Source organism: Candidatus Seongchinamella marina (assembly GCF_026262685.1).
GTDB lineage: Bacteria > Pseudomonadota > Gammaproteobacteria > Pseudomonadales > Halieaceae > Halioglobus > Halioglobus marinus.
Genome location: NZ_SHNP01000001.1, coordinates 1093295 through 1114554, shown reverse-complemented (window position 1 = coordinate 1114554; position 21260 = coordinate 1093295). Strand labels below are relative to the sequence as shown.

20 protein-coding genes and 1 pseudogene are annotated in these 21260 nt (G+C 53.1%); 9 read left to right on the top strand and 12 right to left on the bottom strand.

Going from position 1 to position 21260, the window contains the following annotated elements; all coding sequences use genetic code 11:
- Window positions 1–213 (top strand): hypothetical protein (locus tag EYC87_RS05015; protein WP_279251883.1); only part of this gene is annotated, 213 nt, incomplete at its 5' end.
- Between the two features lie 68 nt (window positions 214–281).
- Here the strand turns inward: EYC87_RS05015 and EYC87_RS19455 are convergent.
- The 4 genes and pseudogenes from EYC87_RS19455 to EYC87_RS05000 form a co-directional block, all read right to left on the bottom strand.
- Window positions 282–470: pseudogene (locus EYC87_RS19455) on the bottom strand (primase-helicase zinc-binding domain-containing protein); the annotation flags it as partial.
- 64 nt (window positions 471–534) lie between these two features.
- Window positions 535–816, bottom strand: coding sequence for a hypothetical protein (locus EYC87_RS05010; protein ID WP_279251882.1), 282 nt, complete (start codon window positions 814–816; stop codon window positions 535–537).
- 93 nt (window positions 817–909) lie between these two features.
- The gene (locus EYC87_RS05005) at window positions 910–1455 is read right to left on the bottom strand and encodes a hypothetical protein (RefSeq protein ID WP_279251881.1); all 546 of its coding nucleotides are present in this window, start codon (window positions 1453–1455) and stop codon (window positions 910–912) included.
- A gap of 11 nt (window positions 1456–1466) precedes the next feature.
- A complete protein-coding gene (locus EYC87_RS05000; RefSeq protein ID WP_279251880.1) occupies window positions 1467–2495 on the bottom strand; it encodes a tyrosine-type recombinase/integrase in 1029 nt (342 codons plus the stop codon).
- A gap of 108 nt (window positions 2496–2603) precedes the next feature.
- Here EYC87_RS05000 and dusA point away from each other — a divergent pair, with 108 nt between their 5' ends.
- Genes dusA through EYC87_RS04985 form a run of 3 tightly spaced genes read left to right on the top strand, consistent with a single transcriptional unit; the run spans window position 2604 to window position 5033 of the window.
- Window positions 2604–3590 (top strand): tRNA dihydrouridine(20/20a) synthase DusA, encoded by a 987-nt coding sequence (gene dusA / locus EYC87_RS04995; RefSeq protein WP_279251879.1) that lies wholly within the window; start codon window positions 2604–2606, stop codon window positions 3588–3590.
- A 37-nt stretch (window positions 3591–3627) separates the two neighbouring features.
- On the top strand, window positions 3628–4581 hold the full coding sequence (gene tal / locus EYC87_RS04990; RefSeq protein WP_279251878.1) for a transaldolase: 954 nt from the start codon (window positions 3628–3630) through the stop codon (window positions 4579–4581).
- Complete coding sequence (locus tag EYC87_RS04985) at window positions 4578–5033, top strand: tellurite resistance TerB family protein (RefSeq protein ID WP_279251877.1); 456 nt, start codon at window positions 4578–4580, stop codon at window positions 5031–5033. Before tal ends, EYC87_RS04985 begins: the two co-directional genes overlap by 4 nt.
- A gap of 3 nt (window positions 5034–5036) precedes the next feature.
- Here the strand turns inward: EYC87_RS04985 and EYC87_RS04980 are convergent, their stop codons facing one another.
- The 7 genes from EYC87_RS04980 to hrpA all read right to left on the bottom strand — a co-directional run bounded on the left by EYC87_RS04980 (window position 5037) and on the right by hrpA (window position 13499).
- Entirely contained in the window at window positions 5037–5519 is a 483-nt protein-coding gene (locus EYC87_RS04980) for an STAS domain-containing protein (RefSeq protein ID WP_279251876.1), read from the bottom strand.
- A 1-nt stretch (window position 5520) separates the two neighbouring features.
- The gene (locus EYC87_RS04975) at window positions 5521–6702 is read right to left on the bottom strand and encodes a PP2C family protein-serine/threonine phosphatase (RefSeq protein ID WP_279251875.1); all 1182 of its coding nucleotides are present in this window, start codon (window positions 6700–6702) and stop codon (window positions 5521–5523) included.
- Window positions 6703–6831: 129 nt separating this feature from the next.
- Entirely contained in the window at window positions 6832–7554 is a 723-nt protein-coding gene (locus tag EYC87_RS04970; RefSeq protein WP_279251874.1) for an MlaA family lipoprotein, read from the bottom strand.
- A 62-nt stretch (window positions 7555–7616) separates the two neighbouring features.
- Window positions 7617–8372, bottom strand: coding sequence for an HvfC family RiPP maturation protein (locus tag EYC87_RS04965; protein WP_279251873.1), 756 nt, complete (start codon window positions 8370–8372; stop codon window positions 7617–7619).
- Window positions 8369–9226 (bottom strand): HvfB family MNIO-type RiPP peptide maturase, encoded by an 858-nt coding sequence (locus tag EYC87_RS04960; RefSeq protein WP_279251872.1) that lies wholly within the window; start codon window positions 9224–9226, stop codon window positions 8369–8371. Before EYC87_RS04960 ends, EYC87_RS04965 begins: the two co-directional genes overlap by 4 nt.
- A complete protein-coding gene (locus EYC87_RS04955; RefSeq protein ID WP_279251871.1) occupies window positions 9226–9588 on the bottom strand; it encodes an HvfA family oxazolone/thioamide-modified RiPP metallophore in 363 nt (120 codons plus the stop codon). Before EYC87_RS04955 ends, EYC87_RS04960 begins: the two co-directional genes overlap by 1 nt.
- Window positions 9589–9761: 173 nt before the next feature.
- Window positions 9762–13499 (bottom strand): ATP-dependent RNA helicase HrpA, encoded by a 3738-nt coding sequence (hrpA, locus tag EYC87_RS04950; RefSeq protein ID WP_279251870.1) that lies wholly within the window; start codon window positions 13497–13499, stop codon window positions 9762–9764.
- A gap of 73 nt (window positions 13500–13572) precedes the next feature.
- On the opposite strand from hrpA, the gene EYC87_RS04945 reads away from it, so the two are divergent.
- Entirely contained in the window at window positions 13573–14049 is a 477-nt protein-coding gene (locus tag EYC87_RS04945) for a MaoC family dehydratase (protein WP_279251869.1), read from the top strand.
- Between the two features lie 9 nt (window positions 14050–14058).
- On the opposite strand, the gene EYC87_RS04940 is transcribed toward EYC87_RS04945, so the two are convergent.
- A complete protein-coding gene (locus tag EYC87_RS04940) occupies window positions 14059–14559 on the bottom strand; it encodes a hypothetical protein (protein WP_279251868.1) in 501 nt (166 codons plus the stop codon).
- Between the two features lie 267 nt (window positions 14560–14826).
- On the opposite strand from EYC87_RS04940, the gene EYC87_RS04935 reads away from it, so the two are divergent.
- The 4 genes from EYC87_RS04935 to EYC87_RS04920 all read left to right on the top strand — a co-directional run bounded on the left by EYC87_RS04935 (window position 14827) and on the right by EYC87_RS04920 (window position 21246).
- Window positions 14827–15477, top strand: a complete 651-nt coding sequence (locus EYC87_RS04935; protein WP_279251867.1) for a hypothetical protein — start codon at window positions 14827–14829, stop codon at window positions 15475–15477.
- Window positions 15474–17483 carry a bifunctional tRNA (5-methylaminomethyl-2-thiouridine)(34)-methyltransferase MnmC2/FAD-dependent 5-carboxymethylaminomethyl-2-thiouridine(34) oxidoreductase MnmC1 gene (mnmC, locus tag EYC87_RS04930; protein ID WP_279251866.1) on the top strand — a complete coding sequence of 670 codons (2010 nt, stop codon included), beginning with the start codon at window positions 15474–15476 and terminating at the stop codon, window positions 17481–17483. The genes EYC87_RS04935 and mnmC overlap by 4 nt, the downstream gene beginning before the upstream one ends.
- A 2-nt stretch (window positions 17484–17485) precedes the next feature.
- Window positions 17486–18244, top strand: coding sequence for a glutaminyl-peptide cyclotransferase (locus EYC87_RS04925; RefSeq protein ID WP_279251865.1), 759 nt, complete (start codon window positions 17486–17488; stop codon window positions 18242–18244).
- A 62-nt stretch (window positions 18245–18306) separates the two neighbouring features.
- Window positions 18307–21246: an insulinase family protein gene (locus tag EYC87_RS04920; RefSeq protein ID WP_279251864.1), complete on the top strand. Its 2940-nt coding sequence runs from the start codon at window positions 18307–18309 to the stop codon at window positions 21244–21246.
- Window positions 21247–21260: the final 14 nt, after the last annotated feature.

Here is a 21260-nt window from a genome sequence, read left to right as displayed (position 1 = left end):
ATATCCTTGACCGTCTTTTCGGTGTTTGACATGCTCATGATGATGCTCCTGTACTTCAGTTTAAAAGTAGCAGAAGTCTCTCTTAGCAAATCAAGTCATTTGGTACCATCGTGGCTGACGGGATACACCAATGGTATTGAATTAGCTACTTTCACTAAAGTACCCCTCTCTTCTCTCGATGCGCTGCTCCCCGAAAAATTCCTCACGAGTTGAACCGCCTCCTGTATCGGGATATCTAGGGTCCACGCCAACACTAAATAACCATTGGGGAATGCCCCACAGGTGTTACAGATCATGCCACCGGTCTCATCGAAGTCATTGAAGCATCGCAGACCATCTTTCCCACCGTGCACTGGGCAGAGGACATGCCGAGGTCGACTCTGTACGGCTGCACGCAATTCAGGCGCCAACCGTGAGATGATGTCTGGCCACAAACCATTATATTGACTATGTCCTGCTTTCTGCCGCATCGTAGTCACTCGCTAGAATCATCACACCTGGTCAAGAAAGTAAGCGGACTGGGGCATCATGTGATCAACCCTGCTGTTCCAGTTTTTCTTGGATGAATTGTTTTAGTGTCGGAATTGTGTAGTAGTATCGGTTGCCGAACCGAAACCGTGGAGGCCCCTTACGACGGCGCTGCCACATTTCCGTCGTGCTCGAGGTGACATTTCCAAGATTTTGTACTTTCTCTTCAGGCACCCATTCGAGCTTATCCAGCAACTCTTGATCAGGTTCCGGACGGCTGGCCAAGACAATGTCAACTTTTTCGACAGGGTTCAGCCGATCAGTATTTGCTTGTCGTGAGTTAGGCATGCTTTCTCCCCAAATTGCGATTACCTAGGGGGATGATGCTACAGAGTAAGGCGTCGTGACGTGGGCCACACTGTGACAGTTGGCCCAGTTTTTTTAGTCGGAGCGTTTAATCCGGGTCAGGCTGCGGCGCAACGAGCGCTCAGATGGTTGCTTTTCTGCACCAAATTTTGATTCCCAATTATCGAGCATCCACTGTGTCAGACTTCTACAACTGAGTTTCTGTGCGTTGGGTGTAAGTTCTGTGAACCACTCTCTGATCTTTGTATCATCAAATTTTCGGGCTCTCCGAGCTTCTTTTGTCCGATCATGGTCTTGTTGCCATGCTAGTTGCTTCGACATCCAAGCCGTAGTCCCCAGCATGGAAATCACGTCCTCAATCAAGGTTTCGAAAGTTTTGGGATTGAAAGATTCCAGTTCTGTTATACATTTATCGAGGTATTTGCAGTAGGGTTGTAGTGGCCGAGTTTCAATCTGGAGAGATTCAACTCCGAAATATCCTTCGGTCCTTATCTGTCGGTAGCGATATGGCTCGGCATTCTGCTGAAGCATGGTCAACGTCACTCCAAGTTGCTCATAATCTTTTTCCTCGAAAGCGGACAACGCAGAAAATTTTGCCGCAGTCAGTACGTTCGGGGTCATCCTACTCGCTTTCATTGTCCCAGACCCCTTAGCCGAGCGTGGACATCATCGGCAGTTAGTTCTGTATATCGCCGAAGGTTTTTCCAGTCTTTATGTCCAGAGCAAATTGCAACTAACTCTATCGGTAGTCCCATCCTAAAAAGGCCTGTTATCCCCGCGTGTCGCAGATCGTGAAAGCGCAGGTCATCAACCCCCATTCGTGTTGTAGTACGAGTGAAGGCTGCTGACAGTGATTTGCTGTTGTAGGGGAATACCCTGCCCATAGGATTCTTCCGTTCACCCCTACGAGCCTCGACAATTCCCCATGCCCGGCCAATGAGCGGGACGATCTGGTCATTGCCTACTTTCTCTTTCGGGTCTTTCCGGTCTCTGATGATGACGGTGTGGTTGTCCCAATCAACATCCTCGAATCTGATACAGCAAATCTCGCCCTGCCGCATTGCGCTCGCGATGGCGAACTCGACAAGTTCCCCCATAGGAATCTGTTGTTTTGGCTGCTCAGCCCAATACCCCCGCAGGCGTTCTATCTCTTCGTCACTCGGTATCCGGTTACGCTCGTTACTGCGAGTCTTATGTCCGGCGTGCGCAAGTGCGGACCGAACTGATCGGCATATATCTCCACTGACATCCAGGTGGCGCGTGTGCTGCCCCCAATCAAGAATTTTTGCCAGTGTGGACAAATAGCCTGCCAGAGTGACAGCCTTCGTGCCGTCTTTAAGCTTTTTATCGGCCCAGTTTTGAATATGGACTCGAGACAATTTCGACAATTTGACATGCCCTAAGTCGGCTTTCCAAGCGGCCAGGTAATTACTCCAACTACGGCCACGCGCAGGTGTACTTGCCCTATAATCATCAACCAACTCTGCGAGCGACCCACGCGGGGAGATCAGTCCGGCATCGCTTTGGTCGATATCGGCCTCTATTCTGGTTGCCCAGACCTGCCCCTCGCGTTTTAGCTTGAAGGTCTTGGCCTTATAAAGGCCAACCTTACGGACCTGTACCCGCCAGTTACCGCTTGCTAGTCTAGTGTAAGTCGCCATGTGTGCAATTCGTGTGGCATGAAATAGCTACGAATTGTACCATTATCGACTACGCCGTGTGCACTATGTGTGCACATAATAGTGCACATATCACTTTATTGGTATAAAATGTCTATACATATCAACAGGTTATTATCAATTGCTCCGATGATGGACTGGTCCGATCATCATTGCCGCTACTTCTGGCGTCTGTTGAGCAAGCAGGCTCTGCTGTACACCGAGATGGTGACTACAGGGGCGTTAATACACGGTGACAGGGAACGCTTTCTTCGCTTCAATGCTGAAGAGCATCCGGTCGCCCTGCAACTAGGAGGGTCAAACCCAAACGATTTGGCCCAGTGTGCACGATGGGCACAGGAATGGCATTACGACGAAGTTAATCTTAACTGCGGCTGTCCCTCTGACCGAGTGCAATCAGGCATGTTCGGCGCCTGTCTGATGGCGCAGCCTGAACTCGTAGCGGACGGCGTCAAGGCCATGCGAGACGCGACCTTGCTTCCCGTTACCGTCAAACATCGAATCGGTATCGATGACATGGACTCCTATCAGCAGATGCTTGACTTTGTTGGCCCAGTCGCCGACGCAGGCTGCGAGGTATTTATCGTGCACGCTCGCAAGGCCTGGCTAAAGGGACTGTCACCCAAAGAAAACAGGGAGATACCACCACTGGTCTACGACTGGGTCTACCGACTTAAACGTGACCTACCCGACCTTGAGATCGTAATTAACGGCGGCATTCAAACGATTGAAGACTGCGAAGATCATCTTGCGCATGTAGACGGCGTAATGATTGGCCGCGAAGCTTATCAAAACCCCTGGATGTTGGCGGAAGTTGACTCTCGCTTGTTCGGGATAGACAAAGTGGCAGAATCCCGCGATGATGTTCTGCTGGGCCTACTGCCCTATGTGGAGCAGCAACTGGCTCTCGGTACTCACCTGAACCATATTACCCGCCATATTTTAGGCCTCTATCAGGGCGTTCCGGGCGCACGAAAGTTCAGACGCCACCTTAGCGAAAATGCGTATAAAAAGGATGCGGGATTGAATGTTTTAATCGACGCTTTTGAAAAAGTGCGTCAGGCAACTCCCGCATGACATACATTCACTGACAACCTCGACAGGACTAGCACCCGTGACAAGCAAGCTAGAGCAACTCAAGACAATGACTGATGTAGTGGCCGATACCGGAGACGTTGAAGCCATCGGCCGTTTTCAGCCTCTTGATGCCACTACCAACCCTTCCTTACTGCTGAAGGCCGCGGCCCTACCTCACTACGCACAGTTACTGGATAACGCCAAAAGCTGGGCCGGTACTGAAGGAGGCTCGAATAGTGAGCAACTGAGCAATAGCTGCGACCGCTTTGCTGTCGACGTGGGCAAGGAAATCCTTAGAATCATACCGGGACGCATTTCTACCGAGGTTGATGCCCGTCTCTCTTTTGATACCGCTGCAACGATGAAGCGCGCCAGAAAGCTAATCGATATGTACGAGGAAGCGGGCATCGGCCGCGAGCGCATCCTGATCAAGACCGCCTCTACCTGGGAAGGCATTCGGGCTGCAGCCCAATTGGAAAAAGAAGGCATTAATTGCAATCTCACCCTGTTGTTTGGGTTCGGCCAGGCAGCCGCTTGCGCAGACGCAGGCGTGTTTTTGATCTCGCCCTTTGTCGGCCGTATCTTGGATTGGCACAAGGCAAATACCGACTTGCAAATTGTGACTCCCCGGGACGACCCCGGCGTGCAGTCCGTTAGCCGCATTTACAACTATTACAAACAGCACGGCTACCAGACCATCGTAATGGGCGCGAGTTTTCGAAACACCGGAGAAATCGAGTCGCTGGCGGGATGCGATCGTTTGACCATCAGCCCCGCTCTGCTCGAGGAATTAGCCGCCGATGAAGGCGACTTGCCGCGCCAACTGGAGCCCGCCGGCGCGACAACAAGCGTTGCAAAACACAGCCCCCAGGAGCATGACTTCCGCTACGACCTGAACGCCGACGCAATGGCTACTGAAAAGTTAGCTGAAGGCATTCGCAGCTTTATCGGTGACCAGATAAAGCTGGAACAGCTGATCAGCGACAGATGATTAGTGCACTGAAATCACTGTTTGAAGCGCCAGTCCGTGAAACGGAAGCGGCACTACAGCATCGGCTGCAATTGGCCTCTGCGGCCATGCTCATCGAGACCGCTCGCGCGGACTTTACCCAGGATAAAGTCGAGGAGGAAGCGATGACGTCCTTGCTCTGCTCCACTCTCGAGCTAGCGCAAGAAGAAGTTGAAAAACTGCTGCAGCAGGCAGCTGCAAAGGTCGATGAATCTATTTCACTGTACGAGTTTACCCGGCTGATAAACGACCACTTCACCGCAGATCAAAAACTGCAATTAGTGGATAACATGTGGGTCGTCGCCTGGGCGGACAATAATGTCGACAAGTACGAAGAACACCTGATTCGCCAGGTTGCTGATCTTACCTACGTTAGCCATCAGGATTACATCCGCAGCAAGCACACAGCCAGGGACAAAGCACTCAGACTGTAAAGATTAACCTTGCTCGAGCACTGTCATAAGGTCGTGAAACCTGTTCCTGTTTTCTTCTGACAATCCCATGAGCACCCGGTGTGCCTCTATCACTTTTTCTTTCACTGTTGATTCATTACCCGCTACCTGGGGAATTTCATCGGCGCTGTCGGGGTTGGAGCAGGTTTCTTCGCGCAGTTCGAATAAGCGCTGAAAGCCCATGCTTTTGAGTAGACGATTGATTCCGGGGTCGCGGGAAAAAATGGCCGGCTGAAAGTCAAAGCGCTCTTTCACCTTGATCGCGAGCTTTGCCAGCAGTCCGAGAGTGGTCGAGTCAATACCTTCCACATGACAGAGGTCGACCCAGACACTGGCAAATTCGGGGTCATCAAACATTTTTTGAAAATACTCGTCAATCGTGGTGCAAAGGCTTAGGCGCACGTCTCCGAGCATACGAATGACGTAAGCACCATTGTGACTAGCCGCTAATATTCTGCCTTCGTGCATGTCAGTTCCGCTTGCTGATGAACAGCGCGGCAATGTCATCCGGAGCCGTATCAGCCTGGTCAAGCCCCAGACGGGTTACCATTTCCTCGGGAGAATTGGCTGTTTCCTCGAACACGTTAAGAAAGTATTTCTCTTTTTCTATGAGATTTTTTGGCGGCAGAATCTCCAGAATTCCGTCGGAAAAAAGCGCGAGCATAAAGCTATCGGGCAAATCAATCATGTGCTCTTCGTAGCTGGCATCATCCATTATGCCTACGGCAGAACCTTCGCCACGAAGATAACGGGCACCGTCTCCAGACACGAGCACTGGCTGCGGCAGATGTCCCGCCACACTGTAGCGCAAATTGTTGCTTTTCATATCCAGTACGCCCACGACCATAGTGGCAAACTTACCAACCTCCAGATCCATAACTTCCTTGTTCGCGCGCTTTAGCAACGCCAGGGGGCTGAGAATCGTGTCGTCATTCTGGCGCAAGAAGTCCGAACGCTTGCGAGCAAAAAGGTTCTTCAGCAGCACCGTAGCAAAAGCCGAAGAGCTGCCGTGGCCGGAAACATCCGCCATGAAAAAAGTTACAAAATGGTCGCCGACGGTAAAATAATCGGTAAAGTCGCCACTTAAATAAAGCGACGGAATCACCGTATGACTGAAAACATAGTCATTCAATACCAGCGGGGTTGCTGGCAACATGCGCATTTGCACTTGGCGCCCGGCCTGCTGGTCCTGCTCCAATACCTGGATCGTACCGCGCAATTCGGTATTGGCAGCCTGCAGTCTTTGTCGAGATTGCTCCAGCTCTCGACGGACCTGCCGTTGACGCACGCAGCGGTCCAATGAACGCTGAAGGGCCTCAACATCATCAACAGGGCGGACAAAGAAATCGCTGGCTCCGAACCTCAGGGCTCTCATCATCCGCGAGGCCTGGGCTTCATCACTAAATAAGATAACGGGAATCTGAACATCCATTTCCTGCAGCGAACGATGCGCAGAATCCCAGGTGAGGCCCTCCATATCCATTTCGCAAAGAATCACGTCCAGGTCTGGGCGCGTGCTCAGATACTCCCTCGCAGCGTTGGCATCGGTGTAGTTTTCAGGAGTAAACCCCAGGCTCGAAACCAGGGATGCAAGCACCTCCAGGCGGGCAGTATCGTGATCGACGACAAGGGCGGTACCGATCGGGTCCATTGGTATATTCGTTGACTCTATTGGCCGAGACACTACGCCCAAGAACAGGCACAAGCAACCGTCGAAACTCGGGTTTGAGCAGGATTTCACACTTTTACGCATGAATTGATAGCAAGGTCCCGGCTACCGCTAGAACTCTTCGAAATCCTCGCCTTCTTCAAAATCAGAGAATGTGTCCGACACTGCCCCATCGTTAACAAACGCTTCCCTGTTGGAGAGATAGGCATCACGTACGAAAATGTAACGATCGCCGGTAATGAGGTCATCGGCCTGAAGCAAACGAGAGCGTCCATCGACCAGGCCAAGCCCCCACAATGAGTTGCGCACGGCTACGCTAGGCATGTAAGTAGGCACAGAAGTATATGCATCAAAAATGGTTCCAGTGCCACTGCGAATGGTCCTGGGGCCGAAAAATGGCACCATGAGGTAAGGGCCGGACTCAAAGCCCCAGATAGATAGTGTATGGCCAAAATCCGTACGGTAGGGGCGCACCCCCATGGTCGTGGCCACGTCGAACAAGCCAACCAGTCCCAGCGTGCTGTTAATAACAAAACGACCAGAGCTCTGCCCGACACCGGCCCAGCGCCACTGTAAGGCCCCATTGAGCGCCGAATTGAAGTCATAGAAATTGGCAAACATATTGCCCACACCGCGCTTGGCAAAACCCGGCATCACCCAGTCATAGCCAACCGCTAAAGGGCGAAGGACATATTGGTCGATATTGTCGTTGGCCACGAACATTGCGCGGTTAAAAGACTCAAACGGATCGACATTACGTTCTTTATCCTCAGCGCAGGCCATCGCGGCGGGGAAAGCCAGGATCAAAAAAAGTAAAAGTCGGGGAAGGTTCATTCTTGGAGATTTCTGCATGTCGAGTGGGAATGGTACTAGCGGCTTCTGCGGGTAGCAAGTCCTCAGCCAAAGCTCCCGGCAGCCTGCACTACGTCCTTGTCGAGCAGTTCCCGCAATTGAGCAATGCCAAACGCCCGAATCGACTCAAAAGAGAGCTCCAACTCGGCGGCAAGGGTCTTAAGTACGTCCCCAACCGATAGCTGTTCGTTTTCGCGTAACAACTCAAGCAATCGGGCGGTAGCACCATTAAGCGCGATAAAGCCCACTTTGTCCCCGGCGTCACGATAAACCACCAGGAAAGTGGGATCTTCAGGCATCTCAGGACGATAGCTGGCACCAATTTGATGCACCGGGTATTGGTAACTTAATACCCATGCCAGCGGAGACAGGCACAGTTTAGCCTCTTCCAGGTCCTCGATAGTCTGCGGAGGAGGCACTTCGTCTTCTGCCACATCCAGAGCCAATTCCACCCATTCGTAATGCGCCAGTTCAGCCAGAAAGGGAGGGTCGCAATCGCGCGACGTGTGCTCAGACATCAGGAAATTGATGAACTCCTGGCTAATTTCCAAAAAATACGGTGATTTGCAACGATGACCCTCCATGAACATCCTTACCAACTCTCCCCACTGCTCGGCGTTATAAAGGCTGCGTAATACGGGAAAGCCGCCACTTATAAAGCCTTCGATGTTGCTGTAGATCAAATCTCGGTAAATCTTCAGTCTGCGCTCTTCTACTCCCCGCGGAGCGGAAGCTTTTTCCGGGTCGCGTAAGTAAGCCGCCATCTCCAGCTGGGATGCTTTCAATTCAGAGGCACTCATAATTGACCCACCGCTACTTTGTGCCGCTCAGGCGCCTCTCTCTGCAGGCGCCTGACCTGTTCAACTTCAGACAACAGCTCTGCCAGGGGAGGCAAATTAAAATCTCTTTCCAGGAGCGTTGGCAGCACCCCGGTGCGCTGATAGGCCTGCGCGAGAATGTCCCAAACGGGATCTATAACATCTGCGCCGTGAGTGTCTACCTTCAAGTCGTCGGCTTCATCATAATGCCCGGCCACATGAATGTAGCGAGCGCGTTCCAATGGCAGGGAATCGAGAAAGGCGATGGGGTCGTAACCGTGATTAATGCTATTCACATAAATATTGTTTACGTCCAGAAGCAGGTCGCTGCCGCTTTCCGACAACACCGCACTGACGAATTGAGCCTCTGTCATGTCCTGATGAGGCTGGGCGTAGTAAGAGGCATTCTCCAGTGCAATTGGCTCCCCTATAATATCCTGAACTTGGCGCACACGAGCGGCGACGTAGTGCACCGCTTCTTCAGTAAAAGGAATGGGCAGCAGGTCATACAAATGCCCTTGTGCAGCACAGTAAGTCAGATGTTCGCTGTACAGGGGAACCTCAATCTGATTCATCAGCTCGCGGACTGCGCCTACCAGGTCCTTGTCAAGGGGATCCGGGCCGCCGATGTCTAGCGATAGCCCGTGAAGAACAATGGGGTAGCGCTCCGCTAGATTGCGGAACTTCCGCCCGAAACGGCCTCCAACGCCTATCCAGTTCTCCGGCGCCGCTTCCATAAAGTCTACCGAGCCACTCTCCATAGACGAAAGCGGGCCCATCAGGGCCCGCCGTAATCCGAGTCCCGCTCCGCGAAACTCGTTATGTCGCTCAGACATTAGCCGCCGCACTTACCTTCGCCGCACTTGCCTTCGCCTTCCGCTTTATCGCCGCCACATTTGCCTTCGCCTTCCGCTTTGTCGCCACCGCACTTACCTTCGCTTTCGGCTTTGTCGTCACCGCACTTGCCTTCACCGCACTTGCCTTCGTCCTCAGCCTTTTCGCCGTGAGCACTGTCGTCGCCGCATTTGCCTTCGCCACACTTGCCTTCTTCATGCTTACTGAAGCTGACCAGGTCATAGCCACCGCTGAGCTGTTGCGCTGAGAACGGGTTCATCTCTGCACAAGCCAGCGGCGCGATAGAAGTTGCGAGAAATGCTGCACCCAGAGCGACAGCAAGAGGTTTCTTTGATTGAGCCATGATAAATTCCCTGTATCTAGTCCGAATAATTTTAATGTTATACCACGCAAAGGATGCTCTTCATGGCACCGCGTCGTGCAAGGTAAGACCGAGTGTTTCCACGTAAGTTTCAATGACCGAGCAAAACGACAGTTAATTTTTCACACTTTTACAAAAAACGCAATCCGCTGTGGCTAATGTGGGTTTTCATCTAGCCAGCGCTGCACCTCAAGCCACTGCTGTTGCAAGCGTTTCTGGGACACTGCCTGACGCGTACCCAACTGCTGTGCAAACAGGGAAACCCTCAATTCCTCCAGCATCCATCGGTACTGCTTCGCTGCCGGGCATAAAGCAATCAGCTTGTCCCTAGTGTGTGCTGCCTGTTTCATGGGTTCGGCCAGCGACTGCAGCAGCGCCGTATACTGTTGATCTTTGGAATACTGCCCTGAAAGCCGCTCAACCCTTTGCAGCGCCGCCTTCATGTAACGGGGGTACTGGTTTAGCCAGTCGGCCGGCGCACCGCTTAAAAAGCCGGAGGTCACCAGAGCTGCCAGATGCGCGCCGATATCAGTGACACTGTCAGTCCATTTGCCCGCGGGCAACGTCGATAATTTATTTCGGACTTGAGCCAACACCCGTAGGCTATTCAAGACAATCGCCTCAACCTCATTGGCGCGGCTGACCACCTCACCTTTGCCCCGTTTGAGAGTAGACTCAAAATCAGACTGATCCCAGGGTAATTCATGAGCTAGGTCCATCGCCTGAACAAAGGCTGCATCGATAAGGTCCTCAACCAGCATAGAACGGTCCTGACCTGCGCCCGCTAAAACCAGATTGAACTCATTGCCTCTGAGCAATTGTTTGCGCAAGTACTTCACCGATTGAGCACTGTGTAATCGCAGCAATTTCAGCACTCCATCGCGATGGGCCAAGCGAGCTGGGCCCGGATAATCGACCAGCTCAATCGCTACACTCTCACCATGGTCAACCAGCGCCGGATAAGACAATATTTCAATGCCAGCCTGACGAAAACGCCATTCGCGGGGCAGTTCTCCAAAGTCCCAGCGAATAATCCCTTCCTGTGCAGGAGAGCTACCTTTATCCACACCAACACTTTGGCGGGTATCGCTGCGAAACTGCTCGATCAACTGGCCCAGGTTCCTGCCCTGTTCCAATAAGCGGCCCTCCGCATCCACAACCCGAATATTCATTCGATAGAAGTCATCCAGCTTGGCGGGACTCCAGTCAGCTGGACTGAGTTGCAATCCACCCAGACTTCCCAGCACACGGGACAGCGCCACCAATAAGTCACTGTCATCAACTTCTAATTGCGCAAGGGCCTGGTCCACATAATTGGGCACCGGTACGAGACGTTTACGTTTGTCCTTGGGTAAGCCTTTTACAAGGGCAATGCACTTCTCTCGCAGCAAGCCAGGAACCAACCAGTCGAAACGAAAACGTGGGACCCGGTTAAGTAATGCAACCGGAACAGTTACCGTTACGCCATCAGCGGCCTTACCCGGCTCGAACTGGTAACTGAGACGAAACTCCAAATCCTGCCACTGTAAATTATCGGGAAACTGGTCTTCCACCTCAGCCCCGGGATCCCTGGCCAACAGCAAGGCCTTATCAAGCTGCAGACCCTTGTCGCTACCTGGGTTCTTCTTCAGCCAGGATTGCAATCGACCTGCGGTGTAGCAGTCAGTCGGCAGGCGTTCGTTATAAAAGTCGAACAATACCTGCTCATCAACCAACAGATCGCGCCGTCGAACTTTCGATTCCAGCTCTTCAAGCTCTCTGACCAAACGCTGATTATGTTTCAAAAAAGGAGGGTGCTGGCGATACTTGCCAGCTACCAGCCCTTCCCGGATCAGCAGTTCGCGCGCTTCAACAGGTGATATCGGTCCATAATGCACTGGACGTTTGTCTGCAATTGTGAGCCCATAGAGTGACAAGCGCTCCCACGCCATGACTCGACCGCTGCGGGATTGCCAGCGCGGCTGGTAGTAATGTTTTTTCAGTAACCCGGGATTAACGTCTGTGACCCACAGCGGATCAATGCTGGCGACCGTGCGGGCAAACACCTTGGAGGTCTCCACAATTTCAGCGGCCATTAACCACTTGGGGCGCTTGCGTGACTGCGATGAACCCGGAAATATCTGCAACTTTCGGTTTCGCGCTCCCAGGTACTCGCGGTCATCCTGATGCTGCGCAATATTGCCCAACAGCCCTGCTAGCAACGCCTGATGAACTGGCTGATAATTTTCCGCTTCAGGCGGCAGCGGCTCTGGGCGTAATTTTTGCTGACGGCACGCAATGGTCAACTGTGAATGTATGTCTCTCCACTCACGCATTCGCATGAACGACAAAAACTCGCGCTTACACAACTTGCGCAACTGGTTCTGGCTCAGTTCCTGGCGCTGCTCTTCGTAATAACGCCAAAGCTGCAGCCACGCCAGGAAATCTGATTTAGGGTGTTTGAAGCGTGCGTGAGCCTGATCTGACTGCTGCTGCTTATCGGACGGTCTGTCCCGAGGATCCTGCACTGCCAGGGCGCTGGCGATCACCAGTATTTCCGCCAGGCAGTCTCGTTCGCTTGCGGCCAGTACCATGCGCCCAAGACGCGGATCGACAGGCAGCCTGGAAAGACGCCGTCCCATCTGAGTCAGCTCACCCTCGGCGGAAACCGCGCCCAACTCCTCCAACAGCTTGTACCCGTCGCGCACCATTCGCGGGTCTGGCGGATTGATGAAAGGAAAATCTTCAATTTCGCCCAGACCCAGATTGAGCATTTGTAAGACGACCGCGGCCAAATTGGTGCGCAGTATCTCGGGGTCGGTAAACTCCGGGCGCAGATTGAAGTTTTCCTCAGAGTAAAGCCGCAGGCAAACCCCCGCCTCCACACGCCCACAGCGACCTTGCCGCTGGTTGGCGCTGGCCTGCGATATCGGCTCGATAGGCAGACGCTGGACCTTGGTGCGATAGCTATATCGACTAATACGCGCTTCACCGGGATCAATCACATAACGTATGCCAGGCACCGTCAGTGAGGTTTCAGCCACATTGGTCGCTAATACGACCCTGAGCCCTCTGCGTTTCGAAATATCAAACACACGATTCTGCTCTGCCTGACTAAGACGGGCGTAAAGCGGAAGAATGTCCAGTTCAGTATCATCGCGGAGCTGCTTCGCCACTTCGCGGATGTCGCGCTCACCGGGAAGGAAAATGAGTGCATCACCGCGTTTACCGAAGGACCCGGCATCGATGTCCTGCACCAGTGAGGAAATGCGTCTTGCATTATCGCCCTCTTCATCTGCACTGGCGTCCAGGTAATGAGTCTCAACCGGAAAGGTTCGGCCAGAGACCTCAATCACCGGGGCGTCGTCGAAGTGGCGGGAGAAGCTGTCTACATCGATAGTGGCTGAAGTAATAATGACCTTGAGATCAGGGCGCCTGGGCAATAGTCGCTTCAGGTAGCCCAGTAGAAAATCGATGTTGAGGCTACGTTCATGGGCTTCGTCAATAATGATCGTATCGTAACGCTTGAGCAGTCGATCTCGCTGGATCTCTGCCAGCAGTATGCCGTCGGTCATTAATTTGACAGCGGTATGCTCAGACACCTTATCATTAAAACGAACCTGATAGCCCACCACCGCGCCCAATTCAGTTTTCAGCTCCTGGGCAATGCGCTGCGCCACAGTTCGAGCGGCAAGGCGTCGGGGCTGGGTGTGGCCTATCAATCCTGATTGACCTCTTCCCAGCTCCAGGCAAATTTTTGGCAGCTGGGTCGTTTTACCCGATCCCGTCTCCCCGGCGACAATCACTACCTGGTTTTTGGCGATCGCCGCGGCAATCTCCTCTCTTCGCTGCGAGACAGGAAGTTCTTCGGGATATGTGATTTTCAGGTTTGAACTGGCGGCGCTATCTGACATTGGGTGGTGTTTTATATTCCGGGGAAAAAATACGTTATGCTTCTCATAGCCAAAACCAGCGAGAAAACAGCGAATGTCGCAACTCAGCAACTATACCTTCGATGAAATCACCATAGGTCAAAGCGCCGATTATTCCAAGACAGTAACAGAGCAGGACATACAAATGTTCGCCGCTGTTTCTGGTGATGTAAATCCATTGCACCTGGACGCTGAATTTGCGGCCGGCACTCGCTTCGGCGAACGCATTGCCCACGGCATGCTCACTGCTTCCTTTGTGTCGGCTGCGCTGGCAATGAAACTACCCGGTCCCGGCTGCATATTCATGGAACAATCACTTAAATTTCGCCTACCGGTCAAAATAGGTGATCAAATAAACGTAACACTGGAAGTCGTAGAGAAGAACGAGCGGAGAAAATCTATTTCTCTGAGCTGCAAGGCCTATAACGCTGAACAGAAACTGGTGCTGACCGGAACCTCTGTGGTCGTTGCACCGACCGACAAGCTTTCCATCCCCTGCCCTGCAAGTCCTGTCTTTCGAACTATGGATTGAACCCCAGGGTCAGGCGGTGTCGCCGTCACTCTGCTGCGATGCCAAAAACTGCTGATAATCCAGATACATCAGGCGAAGCATGACTGCAGCCTCCTGCCCGCCAGTACTCGTAGACAGCACCAATACCGAAGGGATCTCTTTTTCAACTGTCACCCCGGTTACGCCGAATATTATATTCGCAGAATCGCCCTCGGCTCCGAAAGTGGTAATTTCCCTCTGCTCTTTCACCGCATCCACCAGATTAGACAGCAATGCCGTGAGGCTGCTGCGAAAAGCGCCGAAGTTTAGTGTTCCAGCATACTCAGAGTGATCCATGGAGAGATCAAAGCGAACTGAAGACTTGTCCTCCATCTGGAGATTAGTCAGCGCCACGCGCTTTCCCTCGGAAATAGCTTTGAACAAGTTCTTGGCATCGGTCCGCTTGGCGTCCATAAACGCCCGGTGCAGTAGATTAATAGCGATCGTCAGGAACTGCTCCCTGGGCATGGACTGAGTTTCAATCTTGGACATGTTTACCTCAGTATTCGTTAGAGCGGCAAGTCTACTGTTAGCAGCCTCGACAGGCAATGATTTAGGCTGCCTTCAAGACAAATAGCGTGACTTCCAAGCCACTTTTACAGTAGCCCCTAGCTAGCTGTTTCTGTTATAGTTTTTGGATCTAATCGTATTGGTATTCAAACCGTGAACACTCGCAGGAAGGGGCCACACAATATCCCCTTTACAAAGGCACTGCTTCTGGCACTCCTGCCCGGGCTGATAAGCCTTGCACAGCCTTCCATGTCACAGCCCCCCCAGGGTATTGAGAGCAAACCCCTCAGAGAAACTGTACCCGACTACAGCGCGGAGGTCGAAGACGCGCAGGTGCGGCGCTTACAGCGTATGTTGCGTGCTTACCACAGTGAAGAGGCCGAAGCGGTCTTGTCTGATCCAACCAAGAAGGAAGTCGCCGAGAGACAGCAGGCTAACAAGGACGCCGAAAGGCTCGCCCGCATACCCTTTAGCGACAGTAAAGTGCGTCTTAATGGCGAAGAAGGTAGCCTGGCATTAGCAAAGATCACCCGCCGCTTGTCCGACCCGGGTATACCCGAGAGCCGACGTGACAATGCACCCATTTGCTCATTCCGAACGTACCTGTTTGGCAATCTGATCGCCGGTGAGAAGCGCAGTCTGCGGCCCGTGGGAAAGCACCACTTCATTCTCAAGCAGCACCTACAACCTGGCAGCACCACTGTTCGCATTTCTGGCCACAGCTGGGAAGTACGTATTCCTGAGGATAGCCACAGCCAGGAATACCTAATTACGCTCTACAAGCCGCCTGGTGTGAAGCCAGAATTTCATGTTTTCCCTGTTGGCGAACTCATGGCTATGAATAACGCCCACATCCCTGCCTGGCTGCCAGACGAGTTCCAGATCCAAAACCCGGGATGAAACGGGACAATACCCCTTGGGGAGCTGCACCCTGCGCCGATATCAGCTGGTCAGAAAACGGCGTCCCCTTCTCCACCCAGTTCGATGATTTCTACTATTCCAGTGAAGCCGGCATTGCCGAGAGCGAACACGTTTTTCTGCAGGGCAATAGTTTGCCCGAACGCTGGACTAGTTTTGAAGACGATACCTTCTGCATTCTCGAAACAGGCTTCGGCACCGGGCTCAACTTCCTGCTGACCTGGCTGGCGTGGCAAAAGCAGACCAACAACCGTCCTAGACTTCATTTTATCTCGCTCGAAAAATTTCCTCTATCAACTCCAGAGCTTGCCCAAGCGCTGGCCCCCTGGGAATCCCTTAGCCCTCTGGCAAATAAGCTGATCGACGCCTGGCCAGGACGACTGCCAGGGCAGCACCGACTGGAACTGGACCAGGGTCGGGTAATGCTCGATCTGTGGTGGGATGATTCTCGCCTCGCGCTTGCTGATTTGGCAACTCGCGGGCCTGCAATCGACGCTTGGTATCTGGATGGCTTTACACCCTCGCGCAACGATGCAATGTGGCAGCCGGGGCTTTACCAGGCCATGGCTGCGCTGTCTCGCCCCGACGCTACTGTGTCCACCTTTACAGCCGCAAGCCATGTTCGTCGGGGCCTGGAGCAGGCAGGTTTTGAGATTTCCAAGGTACCAGGGTTTGGCCAAAAGCGTGAATCCTTGCGCGGTGTTGCAACGCGGGCCGGACCAACACTGGCAACAATAGATACCCCGTGGGATATGTCATCGCGGCCCGTGACCAAGCCTCGCCACGCCCTCATCATCGGTGCAGGATTAGCGGGTTGCACCCTGGCGGCAGCGCTGGCTCAACGCAATATCAGCGTCACTCTGCTGGATCAGGGAGACCTTGCCGGTGAGGCGTCTGGTAACGAACAGGGAGTGCTTTACACGCGTTTATCAAAGCGTCATTCAGCGCTGACTGATTTTGCACTGCAAAGTTTCCGCTTTTCAGCCAACCTCTACCGAAATATGTTCACCTCAGGCGCATTAGAGCCAGGTCTGGATGGAGACCTTTGCGGGAGTTTTCACCAAATCACTGATGCTCAAGAGGTGGCCCTGCTTAAGAATCAATTGGTTGGCCTAAATGACTTGGCTGAAGCTCTAACGGCGCAAGAGGCTAACCATTACCTTGGAGAAACTCCTGTTGAAGGCGGTTATTGGTATCCGGATTCAGGATGGTTAAGACCTCCGGCGGTGTGTTCAGCTATGCTGGAATCGCCGCTGATTAAATTGCAACGAAATTGCGGCAAAGTGACATTAAAGCCATTAGAAGAACAGTGGCAAGCCATCGACAGTGACAACCAGGCGTTGGCCACTGCGGATATTGCGATTATTTGTTCGGGAGCGAGCAGCGCATCTTTTACCGAAACAGGCTGGCTGCCGCTACAGAGCATACGGGGACAAACCAGCTACTTGCCCGCCAGTGAAGCAACCCAAAGCCTGAAAGCAGCCTTCTGTCATCGAGGTTACATCTCGCCAGCCAGAGAAAGCCGGCACTGCATAGGCGCCAGCTTCAAGTTACGTGATAACAGCATGGAAGTGCGACCGGAGGAACATCGAGAAAACCTCGAAAAACTGGCTGCAGCCCTGCCTCAATGGTCCTCTGAACTAGAAAAACTTGACCCCGAGCAAATGGAAGGCAGAGTCGGCTTTCGCTGCGCCAGCCCCGATTACTTGCCCATTGCAGGCCCAGTGCCCGCCAGAGAGGAATTCTTGCAGACCTACGGTGCGTTGCGTAAAAATGCGAGGCAGGTTATTCAGCAAAGGGGCAATTACGTGCCCGGCCTTTACATTAACACCGCTCACGGTTCTCGAGGCCTCAGTTCGGCTCCACTATGTGCACAGCTTCTTGCAAGTCTGATCTGCAATGAACTGCCGCCACTTTCCCGCGAACTGGTCCGCGCATTGTCGCCGTCACGATTTCTTATCAGAGACCTGGCGCGGGGTTTGATTTAGCCATGCCCCGGTTTTTTATACTGTTATGCCTCAGCGTTTTGTGCGCTGTACCTGCCTACAGCGTCGAACAATTCAGCTACAAAATTCTCAACAAGAAGCCCCAGGACCGCGCCAACTTTGTCCAGGGACTGGAAATACTGGAGGGCACGTTGTACATAAGTTGCGGAAATTACGGGCAATCCAGGCTCATGCGTTATCACTTTGATGACATGCGCCTGAAAGACAGCAAAGCATTATCTCCGCGACTGTTTGCCGAGGGCGTGAGCGTATTGGGTGAGCACATTTACCAGCTAACCTGGCGTGAGCGCATGATGCTGGTTTTCAATAAATCGACGATGGAGCCAGTTGAGTGGTTTCCCATTGTTGGCCAGGGCTGGGGGCTGACTAACGACGGCACGCAGCTTATCTATAGTGATGGCAGCGACCAAATTCACTTCCTCTCCAACCAATCACGCGCCATCAGCCACTCCATATCGGTCACAGAAAATGGTCGTCCTGTTCGAAAGCTCAACGAGTTGGAATGGATCGATGGCAAAATATGGGCAAACGTTTGGCAAACCGACCGAGTGGTGATCATCAATCCACAGTCTGGCGAGGTCGAGGGCAACGTAGACCTTTCGGGACTATTACCCGCCAGCGATCGACAAGCAACAACCGACGTACTCAATGGAATTGCTCGCAACCCTGATGATGGCAGTATCTGGGTCACTGGAAAACGCTGGCCCTGGCTTTATCAAATAGAACTACTGCCCTTAAACTAGACCCCAAGCAGCAAAATTCGCGTTAGAATAGCGGCCTTCTCCAATATGACCTGAGACTCTGCATGAGCACATCACTCCCTGCGGCGCACAGCGCCTTTGAACCCGTTCGTCAGCAACGGGTGGACTCCCTGAATCTGGATGTACAGGAATTTCGTCACCGAGAGACCGGGGCGGCGCACTACCACCTGGCATCAGATTCCAGCGAGAACGTATTCCTCGTTGCCCTGCGCACAGTTCCCGAAGATTCAACGGGCGTTGCCCACATCCTGGAACACACTGCTTTATGCGGCAGCGAGCGCTACCCTGTTCGCGACCCCTTCTTCATGATGCTACGCCGCTCACTGAACACCTTCATGAACGCGTTTACCAGCTCTGACTGGACTGCCTATCCCTTTGCCAGCCAGAATCGCAAGGACTTTAACAACCTGCTGGATGTCTACCTGGACGCAGTATTTTTCTCACGCCTGGACCCTCTGGATTTCGCTCAGGAAGGACATAGGGTCGAATTCGAAGAAGCTAACAACCCCGAGAGCGATCTGGTTTTCAAGGGTGTGGTTTTCAACGAAATGAAAGGGGCAATGAGCTCTGTACCCAGCGTGCTATGGGGAAAATTATGCGAGCATCTGTTTCCGTCTACTACCTATCATTACAACAGTGGTGGTGAGCCAGAAAACATTCCAGACCTGAGCCACGAGGAACTGGTCGCCTTTTATCGGAGTCACTACCACCCAAGCAACGCCATTTTCATGACCTTTGGCGACATCAGCGCGGCAGAGCATCAGGCTACCTTCGAGGAAAAAGCCCTGAGTCGCTTCCAACGCCAGGATCTTCGCATTCAGGTTCCACCGGAAACAAGGCTATCCGCACCGCTAAAAGTTAAAGACAGCTATGCCTTTGACGAAGAGACTGACACCAGCGGTAAAACTCACCTGATCGTCGGCTGGATGCTAGGTGAGAGCAGCGACCTAGAGCAAATGCTTGAGGCTCAATTATTGACCAGCGTGCTCCTTGAAAATAGCGCCTCACCTTTGCAGCAAGCTCTGGAAACCACATCATTGGGACAGGCTCCTTCTCCCCTGTGTGGACTGGAAGACTCTATGCGCGAGCTGGTATTTGTGTGTGGCATTGAAGGCAGTGAAGCAGAGCATGCAGACGCACTGGAGGCATTGGTCCTGGAAGTGATTACCGACGTCGCTAACAACGGTATCAGCCACGAAAGACTGCAAGCCGTGCTGCATCAATTAGAGCTGCATCAGCGTGAGATCAGCGGCGACAGTTACCCCTATGGTTTGCAACTCATTATGCAAGGCCTGGGTTGCGCGACTCACTACAGCGACCCCATCGCAGTCCTTAATCTGGACCCGGTCATCGACTCGTTGCGCCAGCGCATAGAGGACCCTGAATACATTAAGAGCCTCGCCCAGAAGCTGCTGCTAGACAACAACCATCGGGTCACCCTGGTCATGGAACCCAACAAGGAACTCTCAGCAGAAAAACTGCAGAGGGAAGCGCAAAGACTGGCCGATATCAAAGCGGCCATGGACGAAGCGCAAAAACAGGCCACTGTGCAACTGGCAACCGACCTTTCCGAGCGTCAGTCACAGGTCGATGACGAAAGTATTTTGCCCAGAGTTGAGTTGTCGGATGTACCCGCCGGATTGCAAGAGCTGGAGTTCAAAGAACATAACAACGGCCCCTTGCATGTCACCACCTACAGTCAGGGCACCAATGGGCTGGTTTACCAGCAAATGATCGCCGCCCTGCCTGCACTGGACTCGGCCCAGCAATCAGTGCTTCCTCTATACACCAGTTTTTTAACCGAGTTAGGCATAGGTGAAGGAAGTTATCTGGATTCCCAACACCGTCAATCCGCAGAAGTTGGCTCCATCAATGCCTTCACTTCAATGCGAGGCGAGGCCGATAACGAACAATCAATCACAGCCAATTTTGTTCTCTCCTCCAAAGCGCTGCTGCGCAATGCCGAAGATCAAGCAAGGCTTATGGCTGACACCATGCGGGGCGCGCGGTTCGACGAGGTGGAACGAATCCGCGAACTGGTCAGCCAACAGCGAGCACGACGCGAACAATCCGTGACCGGGAATGGCCATGGTCTCGCAATGGCCGCCGCTTGCGCGGGCATGAGCCCGCTGGCAAAGCTCAATCATCAGTTATCGGGGCTCGCAGGCATCCGCAGTTTGCGCGAACTGGATGATAGTCTGGCAGATGATAACAACGCCGCCAACTTTGCCAGGCAACTGGGAGCAGTTCATGAACGAATTGCCGCCATGCCGCGACAGCTACTCGCTATCGCTGAACCAGACGCAGTAGGCAGTATTGCGAAGCAGCAGGCCAGCGTGTGGAGCGAGCACTCGGCAAACACAAGTGACAAATTCTCCCTGCCGCAGGTACGAGAAAAGCGCAGTGAATTCTGGGTGGCCAACAGTCAGGTGAATTTCTGCGCCCGCGCCTACCCAACCGTACCCGTTCGGCACCCCGATGCGGCTGCGCTCACTGTTCTCGGTGGCTTTTTGCGCAATGGCATTCTGCACCGGGCCATTCGCGAGCAAGGTGGCGCATACGGGGGCGGAGCCTCACAAGATTCGGGAATTGCAGCCTTTCGTTTCTATTCTTATCGCGACCCGCGACTGGCAGAAACCCTGGCAGACTTTGATGCCGCAGTACTGTGGTTACTCCAAGAAAAGCACGAGCCTCGCGCGCTGGAAGAAAGCATCCTGGGCGTTGTCGGCAGTCTGGACAAGCCCAGCTCTCCCGCCGGTGAAGCCAAGCAACACTTCCATAACCGCCAGTTTGGACGCTCACACGAGCAGCGTGAGCAATTCCGGCAGCGGATACTCGATGTTTCTCTGGACGATTTGCGCCGCGTAGGTGATACCTACCTAAAACCAGAACTGGCCAGTACAGCGGTGGTAAGCAACAGCGTTCAATTGGAGACTACAGCCGAACTGCGAGAGACTTTGGGCCTTAATGTTGAGCATCTCTGATAGCAGAAAATAAG

Excerpts from the sequence above, each read along its gene's own strand:
- EYC87_RS05010 (WP_279251882.1), bottom strand. The coding sequence starts at position 816 with ATGCCTAACTCACGACAAGCAAATACTGATCGGCTGAACCCTGTCGAA.
- hrpA (WP_279251870.1), bottom strand. The coding sequence starts at position 13,499 with ATGTCAGATAGCGCCGCCAGTTCAAACCTGAAAATCACATATCCCGAA.
- EYC87_RS04975 (WP_279251875.1), bottom strand. The coding sequence starts at position 6,702 with ATGGACCCGATCGGTACCGCCCTTGTCGTCGATCACGATACTGCCCGC.
- EYC87_RS05005 (WP_279251881.1), bottom strand. The coding sequence starts at position 1,455 with ATGACCCCGAACGTACTGACTGCGGCAAAATTTTCTGCGTTGTCCGCT.
- EYC87_RS04985 (WP_279251877.1), top strand. The coding sequence starts at position 4,578 with ATGATTAGTGCACTGAAATCACTGTTTGAAGCGCCAGTCCGTGAAACG.
- EYC87_RS04965 (WP_279251873.1), bottom strand. The coding sequence starts at position 8,372 with ATGAGTGCCTCTGAATTGAAAGCATCCCAGCTGGAGATGGCGGCTTAC.
- EYC87_RS05000 (WP_279251880.1), bottom strand. The coding sequence starts at position 2,495 with ATGGCGACTTACACTAGACTAGCAAGCGGTAACTGGCGGGTACAGGTC.
- EYC87_RS04960 (WP_279251872.1), bottom strand. The coding sequence starts at position 9,226 with ATGTCTGAGCGACATAACGAGTTTCGCGGAGCGGGACTCGGATTACGG.
- dusA (WP_279251879.1), top strand. The coding sequence starts at position 2,604 with ATGTCTATACATATCAACAGGTTATTATCAATTGCTCCGATGATGGAC.
- EYC87_RS04925 (WP_279251865.1), top strand. The coding sequence starts at position 17,486 with ATGCCCCGGTTTTTTATACTGTTATGCCTCAGCGTTTTGTGCGCTGTA.
- EYC87_RS04970 (WP_279251874.1), bottom strand. The coding sequence starts at position 7,554 with ATGAACCTTCCCCGACTTTTACTTTTTTTGATCCTGGCTTTCCCCGCC.
- EYC87_RS04940 (WP_279251868.1), bottom strand. The coding sequence starts at position 14,559 with ATGTCCAAGATTGAAACTCAGTCCATGCCCAGGGAGCAGTTCCTGACG.
- mnmC (WP_279251866.1), top strand. The coding sequence starts at position 15,474 with ATGAAACGGGACAATACCCCTTGGGGAGCTGCACCCTGCGCCGATATC.
- EYC87_RS04955 (WP_279251871.1), bottom strand. The coding sequence starts at position 9,588 with ATGGCTCAATCAAAGAAACCTCTTGCTGTCGCTCTGGGTGCAGCATTT.
- EYC87_RS04980 (WP_279251876.1), bottom strand. The coding sequence starts at position 5,519 with ATGCACGAAGGCAGAATATTAGCGGCTAGTCACAATGGTGCTTACGTC.
- EYC87_RS04945 (WP_279251869.1), top strand. The coding sequence starts at position 13,573 with ATGTCGCAACTCAGCAACTATACCTTCGATGAAATCACCATAGGTCAA.
- EYC87_RS04935 (WP_279251867.1), top strand. The coding sequence starts at position 14,827 with ATGTCACAGCCCCCCCAGGGTATTGAGAGCAAACCCCTCAGAGAAACT.
- EYC87_RS04920 (WP_279251864.1), top strand. The coding sequence starts at position 18,307 with ATGAGCACATCACTCCCTGCGGCGCACAGCGCCTTTGAACCCGTTCGT.